This is a genomic window from Acuticoccus mangrovi (assembly GCF_016411865.1).
GTDB lineage: Bacteria > Pseudomonadota > Alphaproteobacteria > Rhizobiales > Amorphaceae > Acuticoccus > Acuticoccus mangrovi.
This window is the reverse complement of record NZ_JAEKJA010000003.1, coordinates 234,089-256,779: the sequence shown is the minus strand read 5'-3', so window position 1 is coordinate 256,779 and position 22,691 is coordinate 234,089. Positions and strand designations below refer to the sequence as shown.

The following is a 22,691-nucleotide window of genomic DNA, read 5'->3' as shown; positions in this document are numbered from 1 at the left end:
GCCTCAGTCGGCGGCGCGCTCCACGATGGCGGCGAAGATCCCGTCGAGCGTCGCCGCCGCCTCGGCGAGGGTGTTGCCGCCGTCGTAGGGGGCGAACACGGCGCTCGGCGTCTTGTAGGCGAGGGTGGCGGTCCCGTCGGGCTCCTCCATCACCATGATGCGGATCGGCGCCTCGATCATCGCCGCGGGCGCCGCGCGGATGATGGTGACGGCGAAGTCGTTGCGGAACACCCCCACCACGCGGTTGCCGGGGATGGTCTCGCCCCGCTGGGCGGCGACCTCGGTGGGTCCCGCCTCGGTGACGACGCCCATCTTCTCGGCCGACACCGCGGCCTTGAGGTCGGTGAGGAGGCCCGCATAGGGCTTGTCGGTCGGCCTCACAATCCATCCTTCGGGGCTGCCGAGGACGGTCTCTGCCGCCGCCGGCGCCAGGAGGGCGAGGAGGATGGTGAGGGCGATGGTGAACCGGCGCATGGTCGCTCCTTTCGCTGAACCTTCGCGAGGAAACGCGCAAAGGCCGGCGGCGGCGAGGCCGGGAGGATCACATCCCGGTCAAGTTTCCGTGGCCGGCCGCCGGATCACGACTGGGCGCCGAGGACGGGGCTCGGCACCGGCGCCACCCGCGGCGGGTCCATGCCGAGCCGCTCGCGCAGCCGCACGCCGACGAGGCTGCCGAGGAAGGCGAACACGAACCATCCCCAGCCGTGCAGGCTGCCGGAGGCGATGCCGCCGAGAAGCGCGCCGATATTGCAGCCGAAGGCGATGCGGGCGCCGTAGCCCATCAGCAGCCCGCCCGCCATCGCGGTGAGGACGTCGACGGCGGAAAGGTTCAGCTTCGGCGCGAAGCGCCCGGCGAGCGCCGCGGCGAGGCAGGCACCCACGATGAGGCCGAGATTCATCACCGACGTGCCGCCGGCGAAGATCGACGCCTCGACCTGGCCCATGGCGTAGTGCCAGTACGGCCAGTCGGCGATCGGAACGCCGACGAGGTTGGCGATCTGCGCCCCCCACAGGGTGAGGCCTGAGGTGATGCCCCACGGCCGGCCGAGGACGATCAGCGTCAGCCCGCCCACGAGGGTGAGGCCGATCGCGCCCGCCCAGAGCGACCACGGCCCGTGCCACACCGAGCCCATGGCGCGGCCGTTGTCGAGGTCGCCGTGGCGCACGAGTTCGGCGCGCCGCACCGTCACGAACACCGCGCCGAGGAGGGCGAGGGTCAGGACGATGCCGCCGAGCGGCCCGGCGGGTGTCGCCGACAGGCTGATCCCCGGCAGCTTGGGCAGTGCCTGCCAGGCGTCGAAATTATAGGTGGCGAGCAGGCCGCCGAGGATGAAGAAGGCGAGGGTGATCACCATCCGCGTGGAGCCGCCGCCCACCGTGAAGAGGGTGCCCGAGCCGCAGCCCCCGCCGAGCTGCATGCCGAGCCCGAACATGAAGGAGCCGGCGATCACGGCGAGGCCGAAGGGGAACACGAAGCCGCCCGCCCGCACGCCGAAGAGGTCGCCATAGTGGATGAGCGGGATCGCGATCACAGTCGTCATGGCGATCAGGACGAGCTGCATGCGCAGGCCGCCGCTGCGCCGCTCACGGATGAAGCGTCGCCAGCCGGCGGTGAAGCCGAAAGCGGCGTGGTAGAGCGAGAAGCCCGCGAGCCCGCCGACCAGCGTCGCGAGGCCGAGCCGCACGCCGCCGTCGATCGTGGCCATCAGCGTGATGGCGGCGAGAAGGCATCCGGCGACGGCTGCGGTGCGTATCTGGGCGGGGGGGATGTCAGGCGTCATCGGTCTGGCGTCCTTGTTCTGTGGCCGGGCGAGCGGTGCGACGCGCCCGGCCGTTCAACGGGGTTTGAGAACTCGTCAACTCGTGTGGCGGCCCGCCTCCCTTATGGAATGGGGACCGCAGTTCGCGGATCGGCGGACAATTCCGCCGCAGTCGAGGAGATGATGGGATGACAGCGCACTCCCTTCCACCGGTGCCGACCTCTCTGCATGGCTGTGCCACCGAATGGTTGACCCTCGTATCGGCGTTCATGGCCCACTCGGCCTGCGTGCCCGCGCGGCTCGATGCGGCGACCGCCGCGGCCCCGCGCTCGCCGGCGCTGCTTGCGGCGAAGGGGCTGATCTTTCTCCTCCTCGGTCGCCGCGAGCTCGCCGACAAGGCCGCGGATCTCCTCGACGAAGCGAAGCTCGCCCTCGTCGACGGCGCCGATGCGCACGACCGCATGATGGTCGAGGCGCTCGGCGATTTCGTGGCGGGCCTGCCCTCGCGGGCGGCCGCCCAGTTCGATCGCATCCTGGAACGGTACCCCGCGGACGGCTTCGCGCTCAAGATGGCGCAGGCGATCCGCTTCCTCTACGGCGACTGCGCCGGGATGAGGGCGTCGGCCGAAGCCGCCATCGCCGCGTTCGCCGACGATCACCCCCACGCCGGCTACGCCCACGGTTGCCGCGCCTTCGCGGCGGAGGAGGCGGGCGACCTCGCCGCCGCCGAACGGGCCGGCGCGCGGGCGCTGGAGCTTGCCGGCGACGATGCGTGGGCGCTCCACGCCGTCGCTCACGTCTACGAGATGCAGGGCGAGGCGAAGCGGGGCCGCGACTGGCTCGCCGGCCGCAAGGCGGTGTTCGCCGGCTGCAGCAACTTCGCCCATCACGTCTGGTGGCACTCGGCCCTCTTCGAATTGGAGCTCGGCGACGTCGACGCCGTCCTCGCCCTCTACGACGGCAAGATCCGCCGCGAGCCGACCGACGACTATCGCGACATCGCGAACGCCGTCTCGCTGCTGTCGCGTCTCGAGGCCGACGGCGTCGCCGTCGGGTCGCGGTGGGACGAGCTCGCCGCCCTCGCCGAGGCGCGGGTGGAGGACGGCTGCATCGTCTTCGCCGACCTCCACTATCTGATGGCTCTCCTCGGCGCGGGGCGGGACGCGGCGGCGCAGCGGCTCGTCGCCCGCCTGTCGGAGGCGGACGAGGAGACCGAGTTCGGCGCCGTGGCGCGGCGGGAGGGGGCGCGCGCCGCCCTCGGTCTCGCCGCCTTCGCGCAAGGTCGCCATCGCGAGGCGTTCGAGGGGTTGATGGAGGCCCGCACCAGCCTCATCCGCATCGGCGGCAGCCACGCCCAGCGCGACGTGTTCGAGCGCCTCACCATCGAGGCCGCATTGCGGGCGGGGCGGGGAACGATGGCACGCGCCCTCATCGAGGAGCGGGCGCGCGGGCGCGGCGGCTACGACCGCTTCGCCACCGAGCGGCTCGCCCGGTGCGCCGCGATGGCCGCCGCGATCGCTCCGGCGGCGATGCCTGCGGCGTTCTAGTGCTCGCCTCGCCGCAACAATCCACTAAACTATACCCCAATGGGGAGGATAACAGATGAACCGATCGCCGGCTGCAACTCCGGGCCACCGCCGATGAGCGGGACGCTGCCGACGGGACGCCCGCGCGATCTTCGCCTTGATTTCTTTCGTGGACTGGGGATGTTCATCATCTTCATCGCCCACGTGCCGAACAATGCGTGGAACAACTGGATCCCTGCACGCTTCGGAGCCTCCGACGCGACCGAGATCTTCGTGTTCTGCTCCGGTATGGCCTCGGCGCTCGCCTTCGGCGCCGTCTTCCGCGACCGCTCCGCGCTGCTGGGCGCCGCCCGCACCGCCCACCGCGTCTGGCAGGTCTATTGGGCCCACATCGGCCTCTTCTGTATCGTCGTCGCGATGATCGCCTGGTTCGACACCCTCGTCGGCAGCGACTTCTACACCACGCGCCTCTACGTGCGCCCCTTCCTGGAGGATCCGGCGAGCCACCTCATCGGGCTGATGACGCTGCGCTATGTGCCGAACTATTTCGACATCCTGCCGATGTATCTCGTCCTCCTCGCGATGATGCCGATCATCGCGACGCTCGGCCTCGCCAACCGGTGGCTCGCCTTCGCGCTGATGGCGGGGCTGTGGCTCGTCGCCCAGGCCGACTATCTGTCGCTGAGCGCGGAGGTGCGGGCCGGCGTGGAGCGGGAGTGGTTCTTCAACCCGTTCGGCTGGCAGCTCGTCTTCTTCACCGGCTTCGCGTTCATGATGGGCTGGATCAAGGCGCCGCCGATCAAGCGCTCGCTGGTCGTGCTCGCGGTGGCGATCCTCCTCCTCAACGTGCTGTTCGCCTCGCGCTTCGGCTGGGAGAATTTCGACTTCGTCTACCAGACGCGCGACCTGGCGATGTGGACGTTCGAGAAGACCGACTTCGGGCTCATGCGCTACGTCCACTTCCTGGCGCTCGCCTATCTCGCCTACGTCGCGGCGGGGGAGGGCGGGCGGCGGCTCGCTGGCGCGGGGGCGTGGGGCGCCTTCGTGCGGACGGTGCGCCGGGTGGGACAGCAGTCGCTCGCCGTCTTCCTGTCGAGCATGGTGCTTGCGCAGATCGTCGGTGCGCTGCTCGACGTCACCGGGCGGACGCCGCTCACCATCGCCTTCTTCAACCTCGCGGGCTTCGCGACCCTCGTGGTGGTGGCGACGACGGTCGCCTGGTTCAAGCACCAGCCCTGGCGCCGGCCGCATCAGCCGGCGGCGGGGGCCGCGAAGGTGGAGCGGGCGAGCGGCGTCGAGCGGCTGACGCTGGAGCCTGCCCGCTGAACCACCTTGTCCCACCCGCCGTGGCGGGGTAGGGGGCGGGCGACCCTTCCTCCAGGACATCGATCTATGCGCATCCTCATCACCAACGACGACGGCGCGCGCGCCGACGGCATCAAGCTGCTTGAGGAGGTCGCCCGATCGATCACCGACGACGTCTGGGTCGTGGCGCCGGAGTTCGATCAGTCGGGCGTCAGCCACTCGATCAGCCTGCACGAGCCGCTGCGGGTCCATCAGGAGGGGGAGAGGCGCTTCCTGGTGAGGGGAACGCCGGCCGACTGCGTGGTGCTCGGCGTCGAGCACCTGCTCGATCGGCGGCCCGACCTCGTGCTCTCGGGCGTCAATCGGGGCGGCAACATGGCCGATTCCATCGCCTATTCCGGCACCGTCGGTGCGGCGATGACGGCGCTCGCCGTCGGCGTGCCGGCGATCGCGCTCAGCCAATTCTTCCAGGGCGTCGACATCCATTGGGAGACGGCGCGGGTGTTCGCCAAGCCCCTCATCGAGCGGCTGTTGGAGATTGATTGGGAGCGGCGGGTGGCGCCCAACGTGAACTTCCCCGCCTGCCCGCCGGCGGAGGTGACGGGAGTGGCGGTCTGCCATCCGGGGCACGGCTTCATCGACGGCGTGCGGGTGGAGGAGCGCGTCGATGTGCGCGGCGGCTCCTACTACTGGCTGCAGTTCCGCCGGGCGAAGGAGCCGGTCGATGACCCCACCTGCGACATCGCCCAACTGTGGCAGAACAAGATCACGGTGACGCCGCTGCGCCCGGACCGCCACGGTGAGGGCGACTGGGGCGGCTTCGAGGCCCGCTTCGCCGATCTTCTGCGCACCGGAACAGCGCCGGATCTCTCCTGATCACGCCACCAATCGCACGACTTCGGCGGCGCGGCGCTTGACGGATCGGCGGATCGAGGGTGGACTTCCCCGATGCGCCGGTTTGATCGGGTCATGTCGATGGGGGCGGGCGCGGCGATCCTCGCCGCGGCGGTGGCGCTGTCGCCCGGTTCGGCGGCGGCGGAGGGGCGGATCGTCGTGCGCGACGGCACGCCGCGCTTCGTCCCGCCGCCGGCCAAGCCCGGCTGGTCCTATCCCGACTGCTACTGCACCGACAGCGAGGGCACACGGGTGGAGATCGGCGATCACGCCTGCCTCACCATCGGCGGCCGCGAGGTGTTCGCCCTGTGCGACATGTCGCTCAACAACCCCGCCTGGCGCAAGGAGGCGGACGGCTGCCCGAGCGTCTGAGGTGACGCCGTTCCGCTGCCCTCAGCGCTTCTCCTCGGCGGCGTAGACGAAGCCCATCCGCCGCTCGATCTCGGCCGGCAGCTCCGGCAGCGCGTCGCGGGGGATGAGGTAGGTCGACAGGCGGAAGAGGTCGGAGAACACCCGATGCTCCCGCGCGGTGCGGGAGAGATAGTCGTGTCCCGACGAGCCCCCGGTGCCGGAGCGCATGCCGATCATCCGCTCCACCATCAGCGCGTGGCGGTGGCGCCAGAGGGCCATCGCCTCGTCGATGTCCATCAGCGCGCCGAGCAGCGCATTAGGCATGTGGAGCGCGGGATGGTCGCGGTAGACGGTGATGAAGAGCGCCGCCTCTACCGCCTGGGGCGACATGATCCAGCCCGCCTCGGGGTTCGGCTCGAAGATTGCAGCGAAGGCGCGGGCGGCGCGCTCCAGGGCCTCGGCGGCATCGGTCTGGGCGACGTCGTCGGCCCATTCGCGCTCGCGCGCGAGCATCGCCACCACGGCCTCGCGGTAGGCGGTGCGGAAGGCGTAGCGCTCGCCGGTGACGAAGGGGGTGCGCATCAGCCAGGCCTCGAGCTGTCCGCGCAGCGTCGGACCGACCTCGGCGGCCCGGAAGGCGGCGCGCTCGGCCTCGCTCATGTCCGCGTCGACGGTCTTGCCCTCGTAGAGCAGGCGCCGCGTGCTGCCGAGGCCGAGCCGGGTCTCGAGCAGACGGAACTGCAGCGACTGGAAGCCGGAGGAGGTGGAGAGCAGGCCGCGGAAGTCGAGGAAGTCCTGCGGCGTCATCGTCTCGAGGACGTCGAGCTGGGCGATGCCGAGCTTCAGGATCTCGTGCACCCGGTGGAGCGAATGGACCATGCGGCGCATGCGCCAATCGTCGACCGGGGTCTGGGCGAAGTCCGACTGCACCCGGTCGAGCTCGTGGAGGATCTGCCTGAACCAGAGCTCGTAGGTCTGGTGCACGACGATGAACAGCATCTCGTCGTGGGCGTCGACGCCGAGCCGGTCGCTTTCCGGCTCCTGCGCCGACAGGATGCGGTCGAGCTTCAGATAGCTCGAATAGGTGATCTCGCCGGGCCCCGCGGGCCTGGCGCCGCGCCTCATGCGGCGGCGTCCGCCGCCTGCGCCCGCTTCAGAAGCGCCGCCACGGCGTTCTCGATGATGTGATGGCCGACGTCGCCGCGCAGCGACATGATGCTCTCGGGGTGGAACTGTACGGCGAGCATCGGCGCCTCGCTGTGCTCCACCGCCATGATCGCGCCGTCCTCCGAGCGGGCCGTCACCTTCAGCGTGTCGGGAAGGTGGGCGGGGTCGGCGACGAGCGAATGGTAGCGCCCCACGGTGATCGGGCCGCCGATGCCGGCGAAGAGGATCGACCCGTCGCTGACCTCGAGGGTCGAGGGCTTGCCGTGCATCGGCACGTCGAGCTGGGAGAGGGTGCCGCCCGACGCCTCGACGATCGCCTGCAGCCCGAGGCAGACGCCGAAGATCGGCAGGCCGTGCGCCTCGGCGAGGCGGATGGTGGCGGTGCAGTCGAAATCGGACGGGGTGCCGGGCCCTGGCGACATCACCACGATGTCGGGCTTGAAGCGGGCGAGCGTCGCCGCCGAGACCGGCGCCCGCACGGTCGTCACGTCGAGGCCGGCTCGGCGCAGATAGCCGCCGAGGGTGTGGACGAAGCTGTCGTCGTGGTCGACGAGGAGGCAGCGCCTGCCGGCGCCGGGCTTTGGCTTGGCTGCGACGTTGGTGCCGGTCCCGCCGGCGCCACGGATCGCGGCGCGCATCGCCGACGCCTTCAGCTCCGTCTCGCGCTCCTCCGCATCGGCGTCGGAGTCGGCGAGCACCGTCGCCCCGGCGCGCACCTCGGCGACACCGTCGCGGATGTGCACGGTACGCAGGGTGAGGCCGGTGTTGAGGTCGCCGTTGAAGTGGAGCAGGCCGACGGCGCCGCCGAACCAGGCGCGCGGGCTCTTCTCGTTCTCCTCGATGAAGGCCATCGCCCGCCGCTTCGGCGCGCCCGTGACCGTGACCGCCCAGGCGTGGGAGAGGAAGGCGTCGAGCGCGTCGCGGCCCTCGAGGAGCGTGCCCTCGATGTGGTCCACCGTGTGGATGAGGCGCGAGTACATCTCGATCTGCCGCCGCCCGATCACCCGCACCGAGCCCGGCACGCACACCCGGCTCTTGTCGTTGCGGTCGACGTCGGAGCACATCGTCAGCTCCGTCTCGTCCTTCTTGGAGTTGAGGAGCTTCCTCACCTGCTCCTCGTCCTCGATGGCGTCGCGGCCGCGGGCGATGGTGCCGGAGATCGGGCAGGTCTCGACGCGGCGGCCGGTGACGCGCACGAACATCTCCGGCGAGGCGCCCACGAGATATTCGCCGCCGCCGAGATTGATGAAGAAGCCGTAGGGCGAGGGGTTGATCGCCGACAGGCGCCGCATGATCGCCGACGGGGCGTCGGAGAGCGGGTCGCGGAAGGTCTGGCTCGGCACCACCTCGAAGAGGTCGCCGCGGGCGAAGTGGGGGAAGGCGCGGCGCACGGTGTCGGCGTATTCGCCGGGAGCGTGGTCGTCCTCGGCGGAGTTGCGCTTGGGCGGCAGCGGGCGCGGTGCCGGGGTGCGAGCGACCCCTTCCGTGCTCTCTCCGGCAAAGCCGAACTCGTAGGAGGAGAGGATGGCGCGCTTGGCGTAGTGGTCCACCGCCAGGATCTCGTCCGGCAGATAGAGGACGATGTCGCGCTGCGACGCCGGACGCTCCAGGCGCAGCGGCACCGGGTCGAACTGGAAGGCGAGATCGTAGCCGAAGGCGCCGGCGAGACCGAGCTGGCCGTCCTCCTCGCTGCGAAAGAAGTCGATGAGGGCGCGCAGCGCGGTGAAGGTGGACGGGCGGCGGCTGCGGTCCTCCTCGGTGAGGAGACTGTCGTCGGGTTCCGGCACGGTGACCGTGGCGCGATCCCCGTCGCGCGACGGGGTGAGGCCGGCCGCCCGCAGCGCCGCCTCGGCGGCCAGAAGCAGCGGCTCGCCGCGCCGGTTGAGCGCGATGACGGTGACGGTGCGCCCCTTCGTTTCGACCGCGAGGGGCGGATCGACGAGGGCGAAGTCCCACCGGGTGTAGCGACCCGGAAACTCGTAGCTGGAGGTGAACACGCAGCCGCGCTCGTGGTCGAGCCGGTCGATCCAGCGCGACAGGGCGTTCTCGTAGGAAATGCCCTCGTCGTTGCGGATGACGCTCACGCCCCCCGCCGTCTGAAATTCGTGCTGGCTCATGGTCCGTTCCTCGGCTCGCCGGTACCCCCGTGCCGGCGTGCGGCGAAGCTCGCGCCTGCGGCGAGGCGTGTCAACTCGGCCGATTGTCAGAGGTGGCGCATCAGGATGTCGAGGATGGCGCGCTGGGTGGCGGCGGCACCGTGCGGCACCTCGATGTTGGCGTAGGTGAGGCCGTTCGCCACCGCGTAGTGGGAGAGCGAGCAATCGGTGCGCGCGGTGTCGACCGTCTCCACAAGCACGTTGACGCCCTCGGCGTTGAGCGCCTCGGTGAGGCGGCGCGTCTTGCCGTCGTCGGGGCCGGCGCGGCTCGCGAGGATCACCATCGCGTCCTCGCTCGCGAACCCGCCCGTGGCCGACGGGCTCGCGAAGGCGGTGGCGCCGGAATAGGGAGAGCGGATCGAGACGTGCCCCGAGCCCCCCGTCGCGGCGGAGCCCGGCGCGTTGGTGTGGAGGCCGATCACCGGGCTGCCGCCGGGGGCGAGCATCGCCGCCACGAAGAGGGGGCTGCCGCCCTTGCCGCAGGAGAGGCGGCCGGCGTCGAAGTTGCGGTTGGGATCGATCCCGCCGTTGGAGCGCGTGCCGCCGCTGTCGACCATCGTCGCCGCGCCCCCGTAGCGGCCGAGGCCGTAGGCGGCGGTGGCGACGGCGGCGTTCTCGTTGTCGTGCGGCAGCACGAAGAGGGGGCCGCGCTTGCCGCTCCGGAAGGTCAGGATGCGCCAGGCGACGCCGTGCTCGGTGAAGTTCGTCTCCTCGCCGCAGAAGCCGGCGAAGGCGGAGAGGTCGTCGTCGCGGTCGGTGAGGGGGGCGCAGGAGTTCGAGGCCGAGTCGGAGCCGCCGACGCAGCCCGCGAGGGCCACGGTGGCGAGGATGCAGAAGAGGAGGGCGCGTATCGTCATCCGGATCAGCCTCGTTGGCGTGGCCGCGCCGCGGCGGCGGGACGACACCGCTATCATCCCCCAGGCGGGGGTGAAAGTGTCGCGGTGCTCCTCAGATGACGAAGCCGACCGGGTTGAGCTCGTCCACCGCGAGCGGCCGGTCGCGAAGGCCGAGGGCGACGGGGACGTCGAAGAGGCGGCCGGGGGCGAAGCGCGGCTGCCAGTCCCGCAGCTCCGGCGACACCACGCGCACGACGGGGACGTCGAACTCGGGCCGGGTGAGGTCGGCGACGTAGGCGGCGATCCCCTGTTCCGCGAGCCGCGCGAGGAGGTTCGGCCAGGCGAGCGCGTCGGGCGGCGCCGCCGTTCCCTCGCCGGCGAGGAAGGGGATGGCGCGGGCGTTCGTCGCCACCGACCAGGCGAGGAGCTCGGGCACCGGGGGCGGCGTGGCCGTGCGCTGGGCGGCGCGCATGTGGGCGAGGGCGATCTCGCCCTGCAGCATCTCGAGGGTGGCGGAGAGGACCGCGGTCGCGGGGTCGAGGCCTGCGGCGGCGCCGATCGCGGGGTGGGTTCCGTCGGCGCGGGCGGAGAGGGCGACGATCGCCGTCACGCCGAGATCGCTCGGCAGGACGAGATGCCAGGTGGCGCGCCGACGTCCGGCGAGCCAGTCGGCGAGCGCGCCGGGCAGGAGCGCCATGGCGGCCGCGGTGTCGAGCCGCGGAACGATCAAGCGATTGTACCACCAGATGGCGACGTGATCGCGCTCCAGGCGCTCCAACAGTCCATGGCGGGCCGCGGCGGCGACGGTGTCGCGCAGGGCGGCGCCGGACGAGGAGGAGAAGACCGGCGGCAGACCGAGGCGAACGTCCTCGCCGAAGAGCACGGCGCTCGCCGGCAGCGCCCGCCGATCCTCGGGCGCGACCAGATTATACCCAGGAATCCACAACTCATCCACAGGATATCCACAGGATGTACTCGAATTAAACTTCGCATTAACTAACAAATTCTTCATTTGATCGGAGCTATAGTGCGACAGCGTTTCGGCCGCGATCGGGCGGCCGAGACCCGCCGGCGCGTGACGGACGCGCGGGTCCGACGGCCCGCCGGTCAGGCTGCAGGCGCGCTCGATCGCCTCGAAAACCGCGGCTCGCCTTGCTTCGGCGCGGCTCATCCCCCGACCGGCCGCGGCACCCCAGGCCCAGAGATAGGCCGCGTCCGGCGCCGCGGCGGTGGCGAACGCGGTCGCGAAACGCGCCGGGCATTCGCCGATGATGGTCTCGGCTATTTTAAGTTGTAGTTGTTGTTCATCCGTAACCTTCAATCGTATCGTGACTGTGTCACCGGGAGACAGCCACTCATTCACACGCGCTAGAAGGTCGGTGGGCATGTTTTACGAAGCAAAAATCAACTGTGATGCGTTCGATCTCTCGGAACATCTGGAAGGTTTCGTGAGGATCAACAAGGAGAATGACGATATGGCGAGAATTGCCGTGCGGCGGGCCGTCGTTCCGCAGATCGGTAAAGCGTTCGGCGAGGCGGCGAACGATCCCGCCCGGCGCGATGCGTTCCGAGCCGATCCCGTCGGCTACCTTCGCGAGGCGGGGATCGCCGAGGACAGCCTCGCCGGGCTCAACATCGTGCTGCACGAGGACGATGAGGACACCGTCCACCTCGTGCTGCCCGAGCGCGTCGATGGCGGGCGGCTGCGTGCCAACGACTACGACTATCTGAAGATGCTCGGCACCATGGCGGTGCTCGGCTGCCTCAAGCCCTTGAGCTGAGGGGTGTGCTGACGGCGCCCGTCAGCACACCGCCGCGCCGACCGGCACGCCGGCCTGCTCCAGGGCGCCGAACAGACGGCGACGCGCCGTCGGATCGCAGCTCATGTTGGACGAGACGATCCAGCGCGACAGGGAGGTTCCGTCGATGACGGCCTCCGGCTGCGCCCGGCGGATCTCCCGCTCGAACGTCGCCAGCGCGGCGGCGACGGCCGGACGGTCGCCGCGCTCCTGATGGGCGGCGACCGCGAGGATCGCCGCGTGCACGTTGCTCGGCGCGCGCTGCAGGCTGTTGAGGCAGCCGTCGAGATCGCCGCTCAGATAGGCGATGTTGGCGAGATAGGCGTGGAAGTAGGACGGCACGTAGCGTCCCGAGAGCTCCAGCGCGCGCGTCGCCAGCGCATCCGCCTTCTTGATGTTGCCGCAGTAGGCGTTGGCCTCGGCGGCCGAGATCAGCGTGCGGCTCGAATAGGGGTTGAGGCGCATCGCGTCTTCGAAGGCCGGGATCGCCCGCTCGTGCTCGCCCGCCTGCACCCGCAGCCAGCCGAGAATGATGTGGTTGAACGGCTCCAGCTCGTCGAGGCTCAGCGCCTTGAAGGTGGCGCTGCGGGCGTCCTCCAGCATCCGATCGGCGCTCTCGTCCTCGCTCGGCACCAGCAGGCGGCGCAGCATCAGGATGGAGCTGATCGAGGAGTGCACCACGCTGAGGCGCTGGCCGACGGGATCCTGCGCAAGATCGGTCAGGATGTCGAAGGCGGCCGAATCGGACGAGGGCGTCAGAAGCTGGAGCAGGCGATAGGCTTCGAGCCACCGCGAGAACGGGGAGGTGGCGTCGAGCGGCTCGTCGCTCAGAATGTCCTGCTCGATGCTGTTGATGGCGGCGGCGATCCGCGCTTCGGCCGCGGTGCGCTGGCCGAGCTCCTCATAGTCGAGGCGCACCACCGACACCGTGTCCTGCCGCCGGGCGTTGATGCAGCGCAGGTAGATCGCGTGCGCCTTCGGCTCGTCCCACAGGAGGAGGCGATAGTCGTGGTTGAGGGCGTCGTCGATCTTGATCTTGGTGCGCAGCGTGCCGTCCCGGTTCGGGGCGGGCTCGTTCCGCTCGAAGCAGCGCATCGAGCGGAAGCGGGCGAGCTGATGCATCACCTCCGAGTGGGCGTGCGAGAAGAGGTCGCTCGGCGCGTGCGTCACGCTGGGGCGCACCAGCGCGACCGTCGGCCGGCTGATCGCGATCCGCGGCTGGCGCTCGGTGACGCCGAGATTCTCCACGAACGTCGCGAGCGCGCGCGGCGGCTTCATGTCGAGCGTGTCGAGCGCGTTCTCGTAGCTCTGGAACCGCCGCTTAGCGGTGACGGCGTCCCCATCGGCCGCGCTCAGGTTGATGAGCCGCTCGTTGGCGCGCGCGTCGGCCGGTTCGATGCGGGCGATGAGCTCGCACAGCGCCGTTTCGAGCGCGGGGGCGGCCGAGCGCGCGATGAGCACGTCGAGCCGCTCGCTCAGAAGGCGGTGGGTGAGGCCGACCGTGTCGGCGCGGAAGCCGTCGAGCCACTCGTCGAACAGCGGCTCGTCGACCTCGAGGCCCTGGAGCGGCACGCCACGCCAAAGGGTCAGAGCGTCCCGATAGCTGCGCTCCGTTCCGGCTGCGATGCAGCGGTTGAAGGTCGCGAGGTCGGTGGTGGTGGGGTCGTGCGCGAACCAGAGGCTCGAGCGATCGCGACCGATCACCGTGTTGAGCGCCGGCATCGCGGTGATGAGCGACAGCGCCTTGCGCAGCGAGGCGCGCGCCAAGGCTTCCTCGGCCTCCCCCCATAGGAGGGCCGCGAGGCGGCAGCGGTCGATCCGGCGGCCGGCATGGGCTGCGAGCAAAAAGCACAGCGCTGCCGCTTTACGGGTCGGAAAATCCACCGGCCGGCCGCGCCAAAGAATGCGGGGCTCGCCGACGATTTCCACCCTAAGGTCTTCAGATTCAACGGTCACGCGGTTCCCTTCCCTAGAACCGGAGAGTGATCAATACTTCTTCATGGGCCAATTTACTGGCCGAATGAAGGCCCGCTTTCAAATACTGACTTAGATCAATTTCTAAGCGGACTTCATTTCACGATGAAATCACGGTTGCACATTATTGAGACCCTGTCACCTGCCACATTTCGCTGGAGGGAGAAATATGACCGCTACGAGAACTCCTCTGGAGACGCCGTCATTGCTGGGTCTCGCACTTCCGGATGACCACGACGTTCTTCTTCGCCTCATCGAGTATGCGCTGGCCGAAGCCGAGCATCTCAACGACGGGGCCTGCGCCGGCTTTCTCGCCGCCGCCTTGACGACGCTCAGCCAGAGCCGACGCCCCGACCCGGCCCTTCCCTGCGGCCTGCCGTGGGGCGGCGCACCGTTTCCTTCATGATGCGTCAATATGTCACATATCACGACGGCTTTTCGCCGTAGTCCGCGGGGGCGCTCCACGCTTTCGCCCCTTTCCCGTCACCTCCCCGCGACCGCCTCGTCCCGGTCAGCGGTGGCTCTCGATCGATCCAACGGAACCAAGGCTCCGTCCATGACCGACAATTCTCGCTCTTCTCGCCAGACCGTCGATCCGTTTCTTCGAGAAATCGGGGCGCGCGTTCGTGAACAACGCACCTTGAGGCGCTTGTCGCGACGCGTCCTGTCGGAGCGCAGCGGCGTGTCTCAACGCTTCATCGCCGAACTGGAAGGCGGCCGAGGCAACATCTCGATCGTCCGCCTCAAGGCGATCGCGGATGCGCTACCGATGCCGCTCGATCAGCTCGTTCGGCCCGTGCCGACGATCGAACCGCCCCCGCCTCGACCGCCGCTCGATCTGTCGGACGGGGCGCTCGCCAACGTGCTGCGCAGCGTCCCCCCGCACGAGCAGCGGGAGATGATGGAGGTCCTCATCGCCGCAATGGCGACGGAGCCGCGCTGACGAGCGAGGGCGATCGGGTTGGCGCGGATCGGACCCGAAGGGGCTGATCGGCGAGGGCTGACGGGCCGGGGCTTTCGGGCGAGGATCGCGGCGACAATCATCGCCCCGGCGATTTGCTTTGCCCTTCGATGCCTCTAAGTCTCTCACGGCGCCGGAGCGGATCCGGTCTCGTGGAGACCCCTATGGCCGAGGCCAACCTCGAAGACCTGCTCGCTCGGACGGCTCTCGGCGACCGCCGCGCCTTCCAGAAGCTCTACGATGCGTCGAGCGCGAAGCTCTTCGCCGTCTGCCTGCGTATCTTGCAGGACAGGGCCGAGGCGGAGGACGCGGTGCAGGACGCCTACACCAAGATCTGGCGCTACAGCGAGCGTTACAGCGCGGCGCGGGCGCGGCCGATGACGTGGATGATCGCCATTGCCCGCAATCTGGCGATCGACCGCCTGCGCGCCCGCAAGGCGCCGGGCGCCGCCCTCGAGGCCGCCGAGCGCGTCGCCGACGGGGCGATGCGCCCCGACGAGCGGGCGATGGCCTCCGGCGAGGCGAAGCGCCTCCTCGACTGCATCCGCGACCTCGGCGAGGCCCAGGCGCGGCTCGTGCGCATCGCCTATTTCGGCGGTCTGACCTATGCTGCCCTCGCCCAACGCGACGGTGTCGCCCTCGGCACCGTGAAAAGCCGGATGCGCCGCGCGCTCGCCTCGCTCAGAGGATGCCTTTCGCGATGAGCCTCGAAGATCCGCACGCCGACGAAAGCCTCGAATACGTCCTTGCGCTGATGGAGAGCGAGGACCGCCGGGCGTTCGAGGTGGCGCTGCTCGACGATCCCGAGCTCGCCGCCGAGGTGTGGCATTGGGAGGAGCGGCTCGTTCCGCTCGCCGAGGCGGTGCGGCCCCGCGCGCCCTCGCGCGGCGTCTATCGCCGGATCGAGCGTCAGCTCTTCGGCGCCGATGCGCGCCTGCGGCGGCGGATGGCGAGGTGGCGGGGCATCGCCGGCCTCTTCGGCACGCTCGCCGTCGCCCTCTGCCTGGCGCTCGTGGTGCTCCTCGCGCGCCCCGAGCTCATGATCGCGCCGTCGCCGCAGTGGATGGCCGGCATCGTCGGCGAGGACGGGAGCGTGGTCCTCGCCCGTCTGCGCCCCGACGGGACGCTCGCCGCGGCCCCCTATCCCGACGCCGCCGCCGACGAGAGCGCCGAGCTCTGGGTGGTGCCGGCCGCGGGCGAGCCGGTCTCGCTGGGCGTCTTCGAGGCGGGCGAGGAGACCGCGTTCACGATCTCCGATGCGGCGCGGCGTCTGTTCGCGGACGAGGCGCGTCTCGTGATCACGCTGGAGCCGCGCGGCGGGTCGCCGACGGGGCAGCCGACAGGCCCCGCCGTCGCCACCGGCGATCTCCGTCGCATCTGATCGCGTCCCCCCGCGATCACGACATCGATCACGACATCGATCACGACATTGATCACGAACTTGTGATCAATGTCCGCCGTGCGGCCGATCCGCGTCCGTCAGACCTCCGGGAGCGGCGGCGGCGCGTCGCGGGTGATGATCTTCGCCGGCTTCTTCTTGGCATCTTTTATGGCGCCCATGTAGTCCGGCGCCGTCACCCCCATGGACACGTAGATGTTGGTGAGCCCCTCCACGCCGAAGGAGGCGGGACGCACCCACTCCTCGGGCAGGAAGAAGAGCCCGCCGCCGAACGGCACCGGCGCGGTCGGCACCATCACGATGCGGTAGGGGCGACCTTCGACCTCGACCGGCTGGTCGGACGGCAAGAGGCCGAGCACGGCGGTGCGGCGCTCGTCGGAGAAGAAGCACCAGACCGGGCTCATCGACTTCACGTCGACGTCGTCGCGGCGCTCCAAGAGCTGGATGAAGCGGGACAGCGTCTTGTAGATCGTGCCGATGAGGGGCAGGCGGCCCAGCGTCTCGTCGAGAAAGTTGCTCCAGAAGATCCTGAGGCGCGTCTGCACCAGGAGCCCGACGACGTAGAGGATGCCGAGAACGATGGCGAAGCCGATCACGTAGGCGAGGCGATCGTCGACCACGAACGCGCCGATGCGCGAGAGGTTGGAGCCGAACCAGGAGCCCGGACCGAGATAGGTGGTGATGTAGGTCGCCACCCAGCCGATCAGCAGGAGGGTGAGGACGATGGGCAGGACCGCGAGAAGCCCCGTGATCATCGGCCTGACAAACGGAATGAGCAACCGCAGCACGGCGGGTCCTTTCTCTCACGAGAGCGACCAGGAACAGTCGCCGTCCGACGTCGTTCGCGTCATGGAGCATCATTAGCCGAACGGGCGAAGAAAAGGGAAACCAGCATGGCCGCCAAGGGCAATACCACCGTGATCTATGCCGCACTCGGCGCCAACGCGGCGATCGCGGTGACGAAGTTCGCCGCGAGCGCGGCGACCGGCTCGTCGGCCATGTTCGCGGAGGGCGTCCACTCGGTCGTCGACACCTTCAACCAGATCCTCCTCCTCTTCGGCCTCTCGCGGGCGAAGCGCCCGGCGACGTCCGAGCACCCCTTCGGCCACGGCAAGGACCTCTATTTCTACGCCTTCATGGTGGCGATCATGATCTTCGGCGCCGGCGCGGGCTTCGCCGCCTTCGAGGGGATCGAGAAGCTGCGCCATCCGGGCGAGGTGACGATCTCGTGGGTGAACTACGCCGTCCTCGCCGCCGCCTTCGTGTTCGAGCTGATCGCCTGGACGATGGCCTTCCGCTCGTTCCAGAAGGCGCGAGGCGGGCGCGGCTTCATCGAGACGGTGCGCCGCTCCAAGGATCCGACCCTCTTCACCGTGCTGTTCGAGGATTCGGCGGCGATGCTCGGCCTCGTCGTCGCCTTCTTCGGCGTGCTCGCCTCGAACCTCACCGGCGACGCGACCTACGACGCGCTCGCGACGCTGGCGATCGCGGCGGTGCTCGGCGCCACCGCGGTGATGCTCGCCATCGAGACCAAGGGCCTCCTCGTGGGCGAGGCGGCCGATCCGCGCGTGGTGCGCGAGCTGAAGGCGGTGGTGGAGGCCGACCCCGGCGTCCTGCGCGTCAACGAGATCCTCACCATGCACTTCGGGCCGCACGAGATCCTGGTGACGATCTCGGCCGATTTCTCCGACCGCTTGTCGTCCGCCGATGTGGAGGCGACGGTGACACGGCTGGAGAACAGCGTGAAGGCGCAGTATCCCGATGTGCGGCGCCTGTTCATCGAGGCGCAGGGCACGCGGGAGGCTCAGGCGGCGATCGCGGCGACGGCGGCGGCATCGCCGCACTAGCTTTACTTTCGCGCGCCGAGTTTATACGGGATGAGGCCATGGAACAGAGCTTGATGCAGCGCTTCGTGCAGATCTTCGCGTGGTGGACGGGCACCACGTGGGGCACGTCGTTCACGACGTGGCTTCGGGGCGAATTCGTGGGCACCGACCAGTTCGGCAACCGCTATTTCCGCACCCGTAACGGCAAGATCGATCCGGTGCTCGACATGGAGCGCCGCTGGGTCATCTACAACGGCCCGGCCGATCCCACGACCATCCCGCCCGGCTGGTATCGCTGGATGCACCACCTCGGCAACGAGGCGCCGGTGAACGACGGCTACAAGCCGCGCGAGTGGCAGAAGCCGCACCAGCCCAACCTCACCGGCACCCCGGGGGCGCATCGCCCGCAAGGCTCGATCCTGCGGCCCGATCCCGAAGCGGGCATCTCGGCCGGCTACGACGCTTGGACGCCCCAATAGGCGAAGGCCGAGGCGAAGCGCGGCAAGAAGGATTGCCGCCGGCACGCCGAACGCGGTGATGTCGGGCGGCGGGTCGGATGGTCGGCCGCGACCATCCCATAGTGAGAGCGGTCGACACCGCTCCGACGAGGGAGATCCCATGAAGCTGATCCGTTGTGGCGAGGTGCCGTCGAAGCCGGCGCCCAAAGAGCATTTCACCGGCACCGTTTGGCAGGATCCGATCAATTCCGCCGAGGCGCCGGGCCGCGCCGTCGCCGTATCGGTGACCTTCCTGCCCGGCGGCCGTACCAACTGGCACTATCATCCCTACGGTCAGACGCTGCACGTCCTCTCCGGCGCGGGCTGGTTCCAGACCGAGGGCGAGGCGCGCGTCGACATCCGCGCCGGCGATACCGTCTGGATCCCCTCCGGCGAGAAACACTGGCACGGCGCCACCGACGCCACGATGATGACCCACCTCGCGATGCAGGAGCGCGAAGGCGACGCGACCTCCACATGGCTGGAGCCGGTCACCGACGACCAATATCTCGGCAAGGCCTGACCCGCGGCCGGCGAGCCTGCGCCGCCACGCAGAGCAGAAAGAAAAGCGCCGCGAGCCTTCTCGCGGCGCTTCGTCGTTTTGGGGGCTCCGCCGTCGGCGACGATGCCGGCGTGCGTGCGTCGGAGTGGCTTACTTCCACTCGAGGCGGGCGAGCAGGGCGGAGGTGTCGTAGCGGCCGCCGCCCATCTTCTGCACGTCGCCGTAGAACTGGTCGACGAGGGCGGTGACGGGCACGCGGGCGCCGTTGCTGCGTGCCTCGTCGAGCACGATCGACAGATCCTTGCGCATCCAGTCGACGGCGAAGCCGAAGTCGTACTTGTCCGCGTTCATCGTCATCCAGCGGTTCTCCATCTGCCACGACTGGGCCGCGCCCTTGGAGATGACGGCGATGACCTTCTCGATGTCGAGGCCGGCGGTCTTGCCGAAGTGGATGCCCTCCGACAGGCCCTGCACCAGACCGGCGATGCAGATCTGGTTCACCATCTTGGTGAGCTGGCCGGCACCGGTCGGACCCATCAGCCCCACCATCTTGGCGTAGCAGTCGATCACCGGCTTGGCGCGCTCGAACACGGCCTCGTCGCCGCCCACCATCACGGTGAGGGCGCCGTTCTCGGCACCGGCCTGACCGCCGGACACGGGCGCGTCGAGGAAGTCGAAGTCCTTCGCCGCCTCGCCGAGCTCGCGGGCGACGGCGGCGGAGGCGGTGGTGTTGTCGATGAAGACCGCACCGGGCTTCATCGCCTGGAAGGCCCCGTCGGCGCCGAGCGTCACCTCGCGCAGGTCGTTGTCGTTGCCGACGCAGCAGAACACGAAGTCCTGACCCTCGGCGGCCTCCTTCGGCGTCGCCTTGAAGGCGCCGCCGTGCTCCGACGCCCACTTCTCGGCCTTCGCCGTGGTGCGGTTGTAGACGGTGACCTCGTGTCCGCCCTTCTTCAGGTAGCCGGCCATGGGGTAGCCCATGACGCCGAGACCCAGAAATGCCACGTTTGCCATCGTGCGCTCCTCGCAGTTGTTCTTTCGGTAAGGTGGTAAGGCGCTTTGCCCGTCCTGTCAGGGGAGGGCGGCGAGAGACTGGTCGAGATCGGTGATGAGATCCTCCGTCGCCTCGATGCCGACCGAGAGGCGGAGCAGCCCTTCGGGCATGCCCGTCGAGGCGGGCTCGATCGAGTGGCGATGCTCGACGACGCTCTCGACGCCGCCGAGCGAGGTCGCCCGTCGGATCAGCGCGAGGCGGCCGGCGACGGCGAGCGCCGCCGCGGCACCACCGGCGACGTCGAACGAGACGAGGCCGCCGAAGCCGCCCGTCATCTGGCGTGCCGCCGCAGCGTGGGCGGGATGGTCGGCAAGACCCGGATAGCGGACCCGCTCCACCTTGGGGTGGGCGGCGAGGAAGGTGGCGATCGCGAGCGCCGACCGGCTCATCGCCGCGACACGAAGGTGGAGGGTGCGCATGCCGCGGGTGAGCAGCCAGGCGTCGAAGGGGCTGAGGACGCAGCCTTCGGCGGCCCGCGTCGCGAGCGCCGTCTCGAAGCCCTCGACCCGCTCTGTCCCCACCACCAGCGCGCCGGCGAGCACGTCGGAGTGGCCGTTGAGCGCCTTGGTGGCGGAGTGGATCACGATGTCGGCGCCGTGCTCCAGCGGGCGGGTGAGGATCGGCGTCGCGGCGGTGGAGTCGACGGCGAGCACTCCGCCGGCGGCATGCACCGCCTCGGCCGCGCGGGCAATGTCCACCACGTCGAGAAAGGGGTTCGACGGGGTCTCGACGATGACGAGGGCGGGCCGCTCGCGCTCCAGCATCGACAGGAGGCTGTCGAAGCGATCGCCGGCGAACGTCGCGACGCGCAGCCCGTTGGCGGCGTGGCGGGCGGCGAGGGTCTGGGTGCCGTAGTAGCCGCCGGTCTGCACCGCGACGGGGCCGGTGCCGTAGGCGCGCATCAGCGCCGAGATCGCGGACTGGCCGGAGCCGAACAGCGCGGCGCGGCCCCCTTCGAGAGCGCCGATGACGGCTTCCGCCTCCCGCGTCGTCGGGTTGTGGTCGCGCCGATAGAGGTCGCCGGAGGCGGGGAGGCGGTAGTCGGCATCGCGCAGGAAGGTGGTGGACGGCTGCCAGGCGGAGACGAGGCCGCCCGTCGCATGATCGTAGGCGCCGGCGGCGTGGGCCGCGACGGTCTCCCGCCGAAACACGTTGCCGAAGCTCATGAAGCGACCGGCTCGAGCACGGATTCCTTGCGTCGCCGCATCCGCTGCTTGCTGGCAGGGTCGAGGTGACGGGTCAAACGCGCCTCCAACAGGTTCCACACCCGCCGCAGCGTCTCCACCAGGACGAGGTAGAGGGCCGCGGCGTAGAAGTAGACGTCGAACCGGAAAGTGTCGGAAAACGCAAGCCGCGTCTCGCCGAGGAGGTCGTAGACGGTCACCACCGAGGCGACCGCCGAGCCCTTCACCATCAGGATGATCTCGTTGCCGAACGGGCGCAGCGCATAGATGGCGGCCTGCGGAACGATGACCTTCAGAAAGCCGATATGGCGCGGCAGGCCGAGGGCGGAGGCGCCTTCCCATTGGCCTCGCGGCACCGCCTCTACCGCGCCGCGGAAGATCTCGGCCTGGTAGGCGGCGGTGTTGAGGGTGAAGGCGAGGACCGCGCAGTTGAACGGGTCGCGCAGGAACCACCACAGGTTCAGCGTGCGCCACAGGCCGGAGAACTGGCCGAGGCCGTAGTAGATGAGGAAGAGCTGGGCGATCAGCGGCGTGCCGCGGAAGAGGTTGATGTAGATCGCCGAGAGCCAGCGCAGCCACCACCGCTTCGACAGGCGGGCCCGCGTCGAGAGGCTCGCGAGCACGATGCCGAAGCCGATCGACAGGCCGACGAGCTGCAGCGTGATCCAGAAGCCGTCGAGGAGATCATCGCCGTAGCGGGCGAGGATGGGGGGCAGGAACTCGCTCATCGTCCGGCGTATCCTCGGCTGTAGCGCGCCTCGAGGAAGCCGAGGATGACGCTCGAAACGAGCGACATCGCAAAGTAGATGAGGATCGCGACGAAGAAGAAGAAGAACGGCTCCTTGGTGGCGCCGACGGCGACGAAGGTGCGCCGCAGAAGGTCGGGCAGGGCGATGACGGAGACGAGCGCCGTGTCCTTCAACAGCACCAGCCACAGATTGCCGAGCCCGGGGAGCGCCAGTCGCAGGAGCTGGGGCAGCACCACCTTGCGCATGCGGGCGTAGCGCGACAGGCCGAGCGCCTCGGCCCCCTCGATCTGCCCCTTCGGGATGCCGGCGAAGGCGCCCAGGAACACCTCCGAGGCGAACGAGGCGGAGACGGCCCCGAGCGCGATCATTCCGGCGAGGAAGGAGGAGACCTCGACATAGACGTCGGACACGAGGCTGAGGAGAGCCGACAGCAACATCGAGAGGCCGTAGTAGACGATGAAGAGCGTGATGAGCTCCGGCAACCCCTTGAAGACGGTGGTGAAGATGGTGGCCGGCACGCGCAGCCGGGCGCTTTGCGACCGCCGCGCGAGGGCGAGGAGGAAGCCGCCCACGAGACCGATCGGCGCGGTGGCGAGGGCGAGGAGGAGGGTGATCCTCACGCCGGCGAGAAGCTCGTCGCCCCAACCCTGCGGCCCGAAGCGGAGAAGCGAGAGAAGGCTATCGTCCATGGCGAGGCTCTGGGGTCATGGGGCGGAAGGGGGGCGGAGGCGGTGCCTCCGCCCGACAACGC

General features: G+C 69.6%; 23 protein-coding genes and 1 pseudogene. 12 read left to right on the top strand and 12 right to left on the bottom strand.

Annotated features, from left to right (window positions below; translation table 11 throughout):
• Positions 1–3 precede the first annotated feature (3 nt).
• Positions 4–474, bottom strand: a complete 471-nt coding sequence (locus JCR33_RS05185) for a DUF302 domain-containing protein (RefSeq protein ID WP_198880962.1) — start codon at positions 472–474, stop codon at positions 4–6.
• Positions 475–578: 104 nt separating this feature from the next.
• A complete protein-coding gene (locus JCR33_RS05180; protein WP_198880961.1) occupies positions 579–1,781 on the bottom strand; it encodes a YeeE/YedE family protein in 1,203 nt (400 codons plus the stop codon).
• Between the two features lie 167 nt (positions 1,782–1,948).
• Between JCR33_RS05180 and JCR33_RS05175 the strand changes: the two genes are divergently transcribed.
• The 4 genes from JCR33_RS05175 (at position 1,949) to JCR33_RS05160 (ending at position 5,857) form a co-directional block, all read left to right on the top strand.
• Positions 1,949–3,307 (top strand): tetratricopeptide repeat protein, encoded by a 1,359-nt coding sequence (locus tag JCR33_RS05175; RefSeq protein WP_198880960.1) that lies wholly within the window; start codon positions 1,949–1,951, stop codon positions 3,305–3,307.
• A 39-nt stretch (positions 3,308–3,346) separates the two neighbouring features.
• Complete coding sequence (locus JCR33_RS05170; RefSeq protein WP_408628750.1) at positions 3,347–4,612, top strand: OpgC family protein; 1,266 nt, start codon at positions 3,347–3,349, stop codon at positions 4,610–4,612.
• Between the two features lie 66 nt (positions 4,613–4,678).
• A complete protein-coding gene (gene surE, locus JCR33_RS05165) occupies positions 4,679–5,467 on the top strand; it encodes a 5'/3'-nucleotidase SurE (RefSeq protein WP_198880958.1) in 789 nt (262 codons plus the stop codon).
• A gap of 72 nt (positions 5,468–5,539) precedes the next feature.
• Positions 5,540–5,857 carry a hypothetical protein gene (locus JCR33_RS05160; RefSeq protein ID WP_198880957.1) on the top strand — a complete coding sequence of 106 codons (318 nt, stop codon included), beginning with the start codon at positions 5,540–5,542 and terminating at the stop codon, positions 5,855–5,857.
• A gap of 21 nt (positions 5,858–5,878) precedes the next feature.
• Here JCR33_RS05160 and JCR33_RS05155 read toward each other — a convergent pair whose 3' ends face one another.
• From JCR33_RS05155 to JCR33_RS05140, 4 genes are all read right to left on the bottom strand, one after another.
• Positions 5,879–6,961, bottom strand: coding sequence for a tryptophan 2,3-dioxygenase family protein (locus tag JCR33_RS05155; RefSeq protein WP_198880956.1), 1,083 nt, complete (start codon positions 6,959–6,961; stop codon positions 5,879–5,881).
• Positions 6,958–9,120 carry an anthranilate synthase component I gene (locus JCR33_RS05150; protein WP_198880955.1) on the bottom strand — a complete coding sequence of 721 codons (2,163 nt, stop codon included), beginning with the start codon at positions 9,118–9,120 and terminating at the stop codon, positions 6,958–6,960. Before JCR33_RS05150 ends, JCR33_RS05155 begins: the two co-directional genes overlap by 4 nt.
• 86 nt (positions 9,121–9,206) lie before the next feature.
• The gene (locus JCR33_RS05145) at positions 9,207–10,016 is read right to left on the bottom strand and encodes a hypothetical protein (RefSeq protein WP_198880954.1); all 810 of its coding nucleotides are present in this window, start codon (positions 10,014–10,016) and stop codon (positions 9,207–9,209) included.
• A 91-nt stretch (positions 10,017–10,107) separates the two neighbouring features.
• Positions 10,108–11,166 carry a YcaO-like family protein gene (locus tag JCR33_RS05140; RefSeq protein WP_232372347.1) on the bottom strand — a complete coding sequence of 353 codons (1,059 nt, stop codon included), beginning with the start codon at positions 11,164–11,166 and terminating at the stop codon, positions 10,108–10,110.
• A gap of 304 nt (positions 11,167–11,470) precedes the next feature.
• Here JCR33_RS05140 and JCR33_RS05135 point away from each other — a divergent pair, with 304 nt between their 5' ends.
• The gene (locus JCR33_RS05135) at positions 11,471–11,776 is read left to right on the top strand and encodes a hypothetical protein (RefSeq protein WP_198880952.1); all 306 of its coding nucleotides are present in this window, start codon (positions 11,471–11,473) and stop codon (positions 11,774–11,776) included.
• A 21-nt stretch (positions 11,777–11,797) separates the two neighbouring features.
• On the opposite strand, the gene JCR33_RS05130 is transcribed toward JCR33_RS05135, so the two are convergent.
• Positions 11,798–13,639 (bottom strand): hypothetical protein, encoded by a 1,842-nt coding sequence (locus tag JCR33_RS05130; RefSeq protein ID WP_211110075.1) that lies wholly within the window; start codon positions 13,637–13,639, stop codon positions 11,798–11,800.
• A 334-nt stretch (positions 13,640–13,973) separates the two neighbouring features.
• Between JCR33_RS05130 and JCR33_RS05125 the strand changes: the two genes are divergently transcribed.
• The 4 genes from JCR33_RS05125 (at position 13,974) to JCR33_RS05110 (ending at position 16,110) form a co-directional block, all read left to right on the top strand.
• The gene (locus tag JCR33_RS05125) at positions 13,974–14,174 is read left to right on the top strand and encodes a hypothetical protein (protein WP_198880950.1); all 201 of its coding nucleotides are present in this window, start codon (positions 13,974–13,976) and stop codon (positions 14,172–14,174) included.
• A 9-nt stretch (positions 14,175–14,183) separates the two neighbouring features.
• Positions 14,184–14,711: a helix-turn-helix domain-containing protein gene (locus tag JCR33_RS05120; protein WP_332461122.1), complete on the top strand. Its 528-nt coding sequence runs from the start codon at positions 14,184–14,186 to the stop codon at positions 14,709–14,711.
• Positions 14,712–14,893: 182 nt separating this feature from the next.
• Positions 14,894–15,433, top strand: a complete 540-nt coding sequence (locus JCR33_RS05115; protein ID WP_198880949.1) for a sigma-70 family RNA polymerase sigma factor — start codon at positions 14,894–14,896, stop codon at positions 15,431–15,433.
• Positions 15,430–16,110: an anti-sigma factor gene (locus JCR33_RS05110; RefSeq protein WP_198880948.1), complete on the top strand. Its 681-nt coding sequence runs from the start codon at positions 15,430–15,432 to the stop codon at positions 16,108–16,110. The genes JCR33_RS05115 and JCR33_RS05110 overlap by 4 nt, the downstream gene beginning before the upstream one ends.
• 98 nt (positions 16,111–16,208) lie before the next feature.
• On the opposite strand, the gene JCR33_RS05105 is transcribed toward JCR33_RS05110, so the two are convergent.
• Complete coding sequence (locus tag JCR33_RS05105) at positions 16,209–16,916, bottom strand: DUF502 domain-containing protein (protein WP_211110073.1); 708 nt, start codon at positions 16,914–16,916, stop codon at positions 16,209–16,211.
• Between the two features lie 105 nt (positions 16,917–17,021).
• Between JCR33_RS05105 and JCR33_RS05100 the strand changes: the two genes are divergently transcribed.
• From JCR33_RS05100 to JCR33_RS05090, 3 genes are all read left to right on the top strand, one after another.
• On the top strand, positions 17,022–17,975 hold the full coding sequence (locus JCR33_RS05100) for a cation diffusion facilitator family transporter (protein ID WP_198880946.1): 954 nt from the start codon (positions 17,022–17,024) through the stop codon (positions 17,973–17,975).
• Between the two features lie 38 nt (positions 17,976–18,013).
• The gene (locus JCR33_RS05095) at positions 18,014–18,433 is read left to right on the top strand and encodes an NADH:ubiquinone oxidoreductase subunit NDUFA12 (RefSeq protein ID WP_198880945.1); all 420 of its coding nucleotides are present in this window, start codon (positions 18,014–18,016) and stop codon (positions 18,431–18,433) included.
• A gap of 139 nt (positions 18,434–18,572) precedes the next feature.
• Positions 18,573–18,974, top strand: a complete 402-nt coding sequence (locus JCR33_RS05090) for a (R)-mandelonitrile lyase (RefSeq protein ID WP_198880944.1) — start codon at positions 18,573–18,575, stop codon at positions 18,972–18,974.
• Between the two features lie 129 nt (positions 18,975–19,103).
• On the opposite strand, the pseudogene JCR33_RS05085 reads toward JCR33_RS05090, so the two are convergent.
• The 4 genes and pseudogenes from JCR33_RS05085 to JCR33_RS05070 all read right to left on the bottom strand — a co-directional run.
• Positions 19,104–19,970 (bottom strand): annotated as a pseudogene (locus tag JCR33_RS05085) (NAD(P)-dependent oxidoreductase); the annotation flags it as partial.
• A 54-nt stretch (positions 19,971–20,024) separates the two neighbouring features.
• Positions 20,025–21,173: a trans-sulfuration enzyme family protein gene (locus JCR33_RS05080; RefSeq protein WP_198880942.1), complete on the bottom strand. Its 1,149-nt coding sequence runs from the start codon at positions 21,171–21,173 to the stop codon at positions 20,025–20,027.
• Complete coding sequence (locus JCR33_RS05075; protein WP_198880941.1) at positions 21,170–21,919, bottom strand: ABC transporter permease; 750 nt, start codon at positions 21,917–21,919, stop codon at positions 21,170–21,172. The genes JCR33_RS05080 and JCR33_RS05075 overlap by 4 nt, the downstream gene beginning before the upstream one ends.
• Positions 21,916–22,629, bottom strand: a complete 714-nt coding sequence (locus JCR33_RS05070; RefSeq protein ID WP_198880940.1) for an ABC transporter permease — start codon at positions 22,627–22,629, stop codon at positions 21,916–21,918. The genes JCR33_RS05075 and JCR33_RS05070 overlap by 4 nt, the downstream gene beginning before the upstream one ends.
• Positions 22,630–22,691 lie beyond the last annotated feature (62 nt).

Bases quoted from the DNA above. Each gene is read 5' to 3' on its own strand.
- JCR33_RS05185 (WP_198880962.1), bottom strand. From the start codon at position 474: ATGCGCCGGTTCACCATCGCCCTCACCATCCTCCTCGCCCTCCTGGCG.
- JCR33_RS05180 (WP_198880961.1), bottom strand. From the start codon at position 1,781: ATGACGCCTGACATCCCCCCCGCCCAGATACGCACCGCAGCCGTCGCC.
- JCR33_RS05175 (WP_198880960.1), top strand. From the start codon at position 1,949: ATGACAGCGCACTCCCTTCCACCGGTGCCGACCTCTCTGCATGGCTGT.
- JCR33_RS05170 (WP_408628750.1), top strand. From the start codon at position 3,347: ATGGGGAGGATAACAGATGAACCGATCGCCGGCTGCAACTCCGGGCCA.
- surE (WP_198880958.1), top strand. From the start codon at position 4,679: ATGCGCATCCTCATCACCAACGACGACGGCGCGCGCGCCGACGGCATC.
- JCR33_RS05160 (WP_198880957.1), top strand. From the start codon at position 5,540: ATGCGCCGGTTTGATCGGGTCATGTCGATGGGGGCGGGCGCGGCGATC.
- JCR33_RS05155 (WP_198880956.1), bottom strand. From the start codon at position 6,961: ATGAGGCGCGGCGCCAGGCCCGCGGGGCCCGGCGAGATCACCTATTCG.
- JCR33_RS05150 (WP_198880955.1), bottom strand. From the start codon at position 9,120: ATGAGCCAGCACGAATTTCAGACGGCGGGGGGCGTGAGCGTCATCCGC.
- JCR33_RS05145 (WP_198880954.1), bottom strand. From the start codon at position 10,016: ATGACGATACGCGCCCTCCTCTTCTGCATCCTCGCCACCGTGGCCCTC.
- JCR33_RS05140 (WP_232372347.1), bottom strand. From the start codon at position 11,166: ATGAGCCGCGCCGAAGCAAGGCGAGCCGCGGTTTTCGAGGCGATCGAG.
- JCR33_RS05135 (WP_198880952.1), top strand. From the start codon at position 11,471: ATGGCGAGAATTGCCGTGCGGCGGGCCGTCGTTCCGCAGATCGGTAAA.
- JCR33_RS05120 (WP_332461122.1), top strand. From the start codon at position 14,184: ATGTCACATATCACGACGGCTTTTCGCCGTAGTCCGCGGGGGCGCTCC.
- JCR33_RS05115 (WP_198880949.1), top strand. From the start codon at position 14,894: ATGGCCGAGGCCAACCTCGAAGACCTGCTCGCTCGGACGGCTCTCGGC.
- JCR33_RS05110 (WP_198880948.1), top strand. From the start codon at position 15,430: ATGAGCCTCGAAGATCCGCACGCCGACGAAAGCCTCGAATACGTCCTT.
- JCR33_RS05100 (WP_198880946.1), top strand. From the start codon at position 17,022: ATGGCCGCCAAGGGCAATACCACCGTGATCTATGCCGCACTCGGCGCC.
- JCR33_RS05095 (WP_198880945.1), top strand. From the start codon at position 18,014: ATGGAACAGAGCTTGATGCAGCGCTTCGTGCAGATCTTCGCGTGGTGG.
- JCR33_RS05090 (WP_198880944.1), top strand. From the start codon at position 18,573: ATGAAGCTGATCCGTTGTGGCGAGGTGCCGTCGAAGCCGGCGCCCAAA.
- JCR33_RS05080 (WP_198880942.1), bottom strand. From the start codon at position 21,173: ATGAGCTTCGGCAACGTGTTTCGGCGGGAGACCGTCGCGGCCCACGCC.
- JCR33_RS05075 (WP_198880941.1), bottom strand. From the start codon at position 21,919: ATGAGCGAGTTCCTGCCCCCCATCCTCGCCCGCTACGGCGATGATCTC.
- JCR33_RS05070 (WP_198880940.1), bottom strand. From the start codon at position 22,629: ATGGACGATAGCCTTCTCTCGCTTCTCCGCTTCGGGCCGCAGGGTTGG.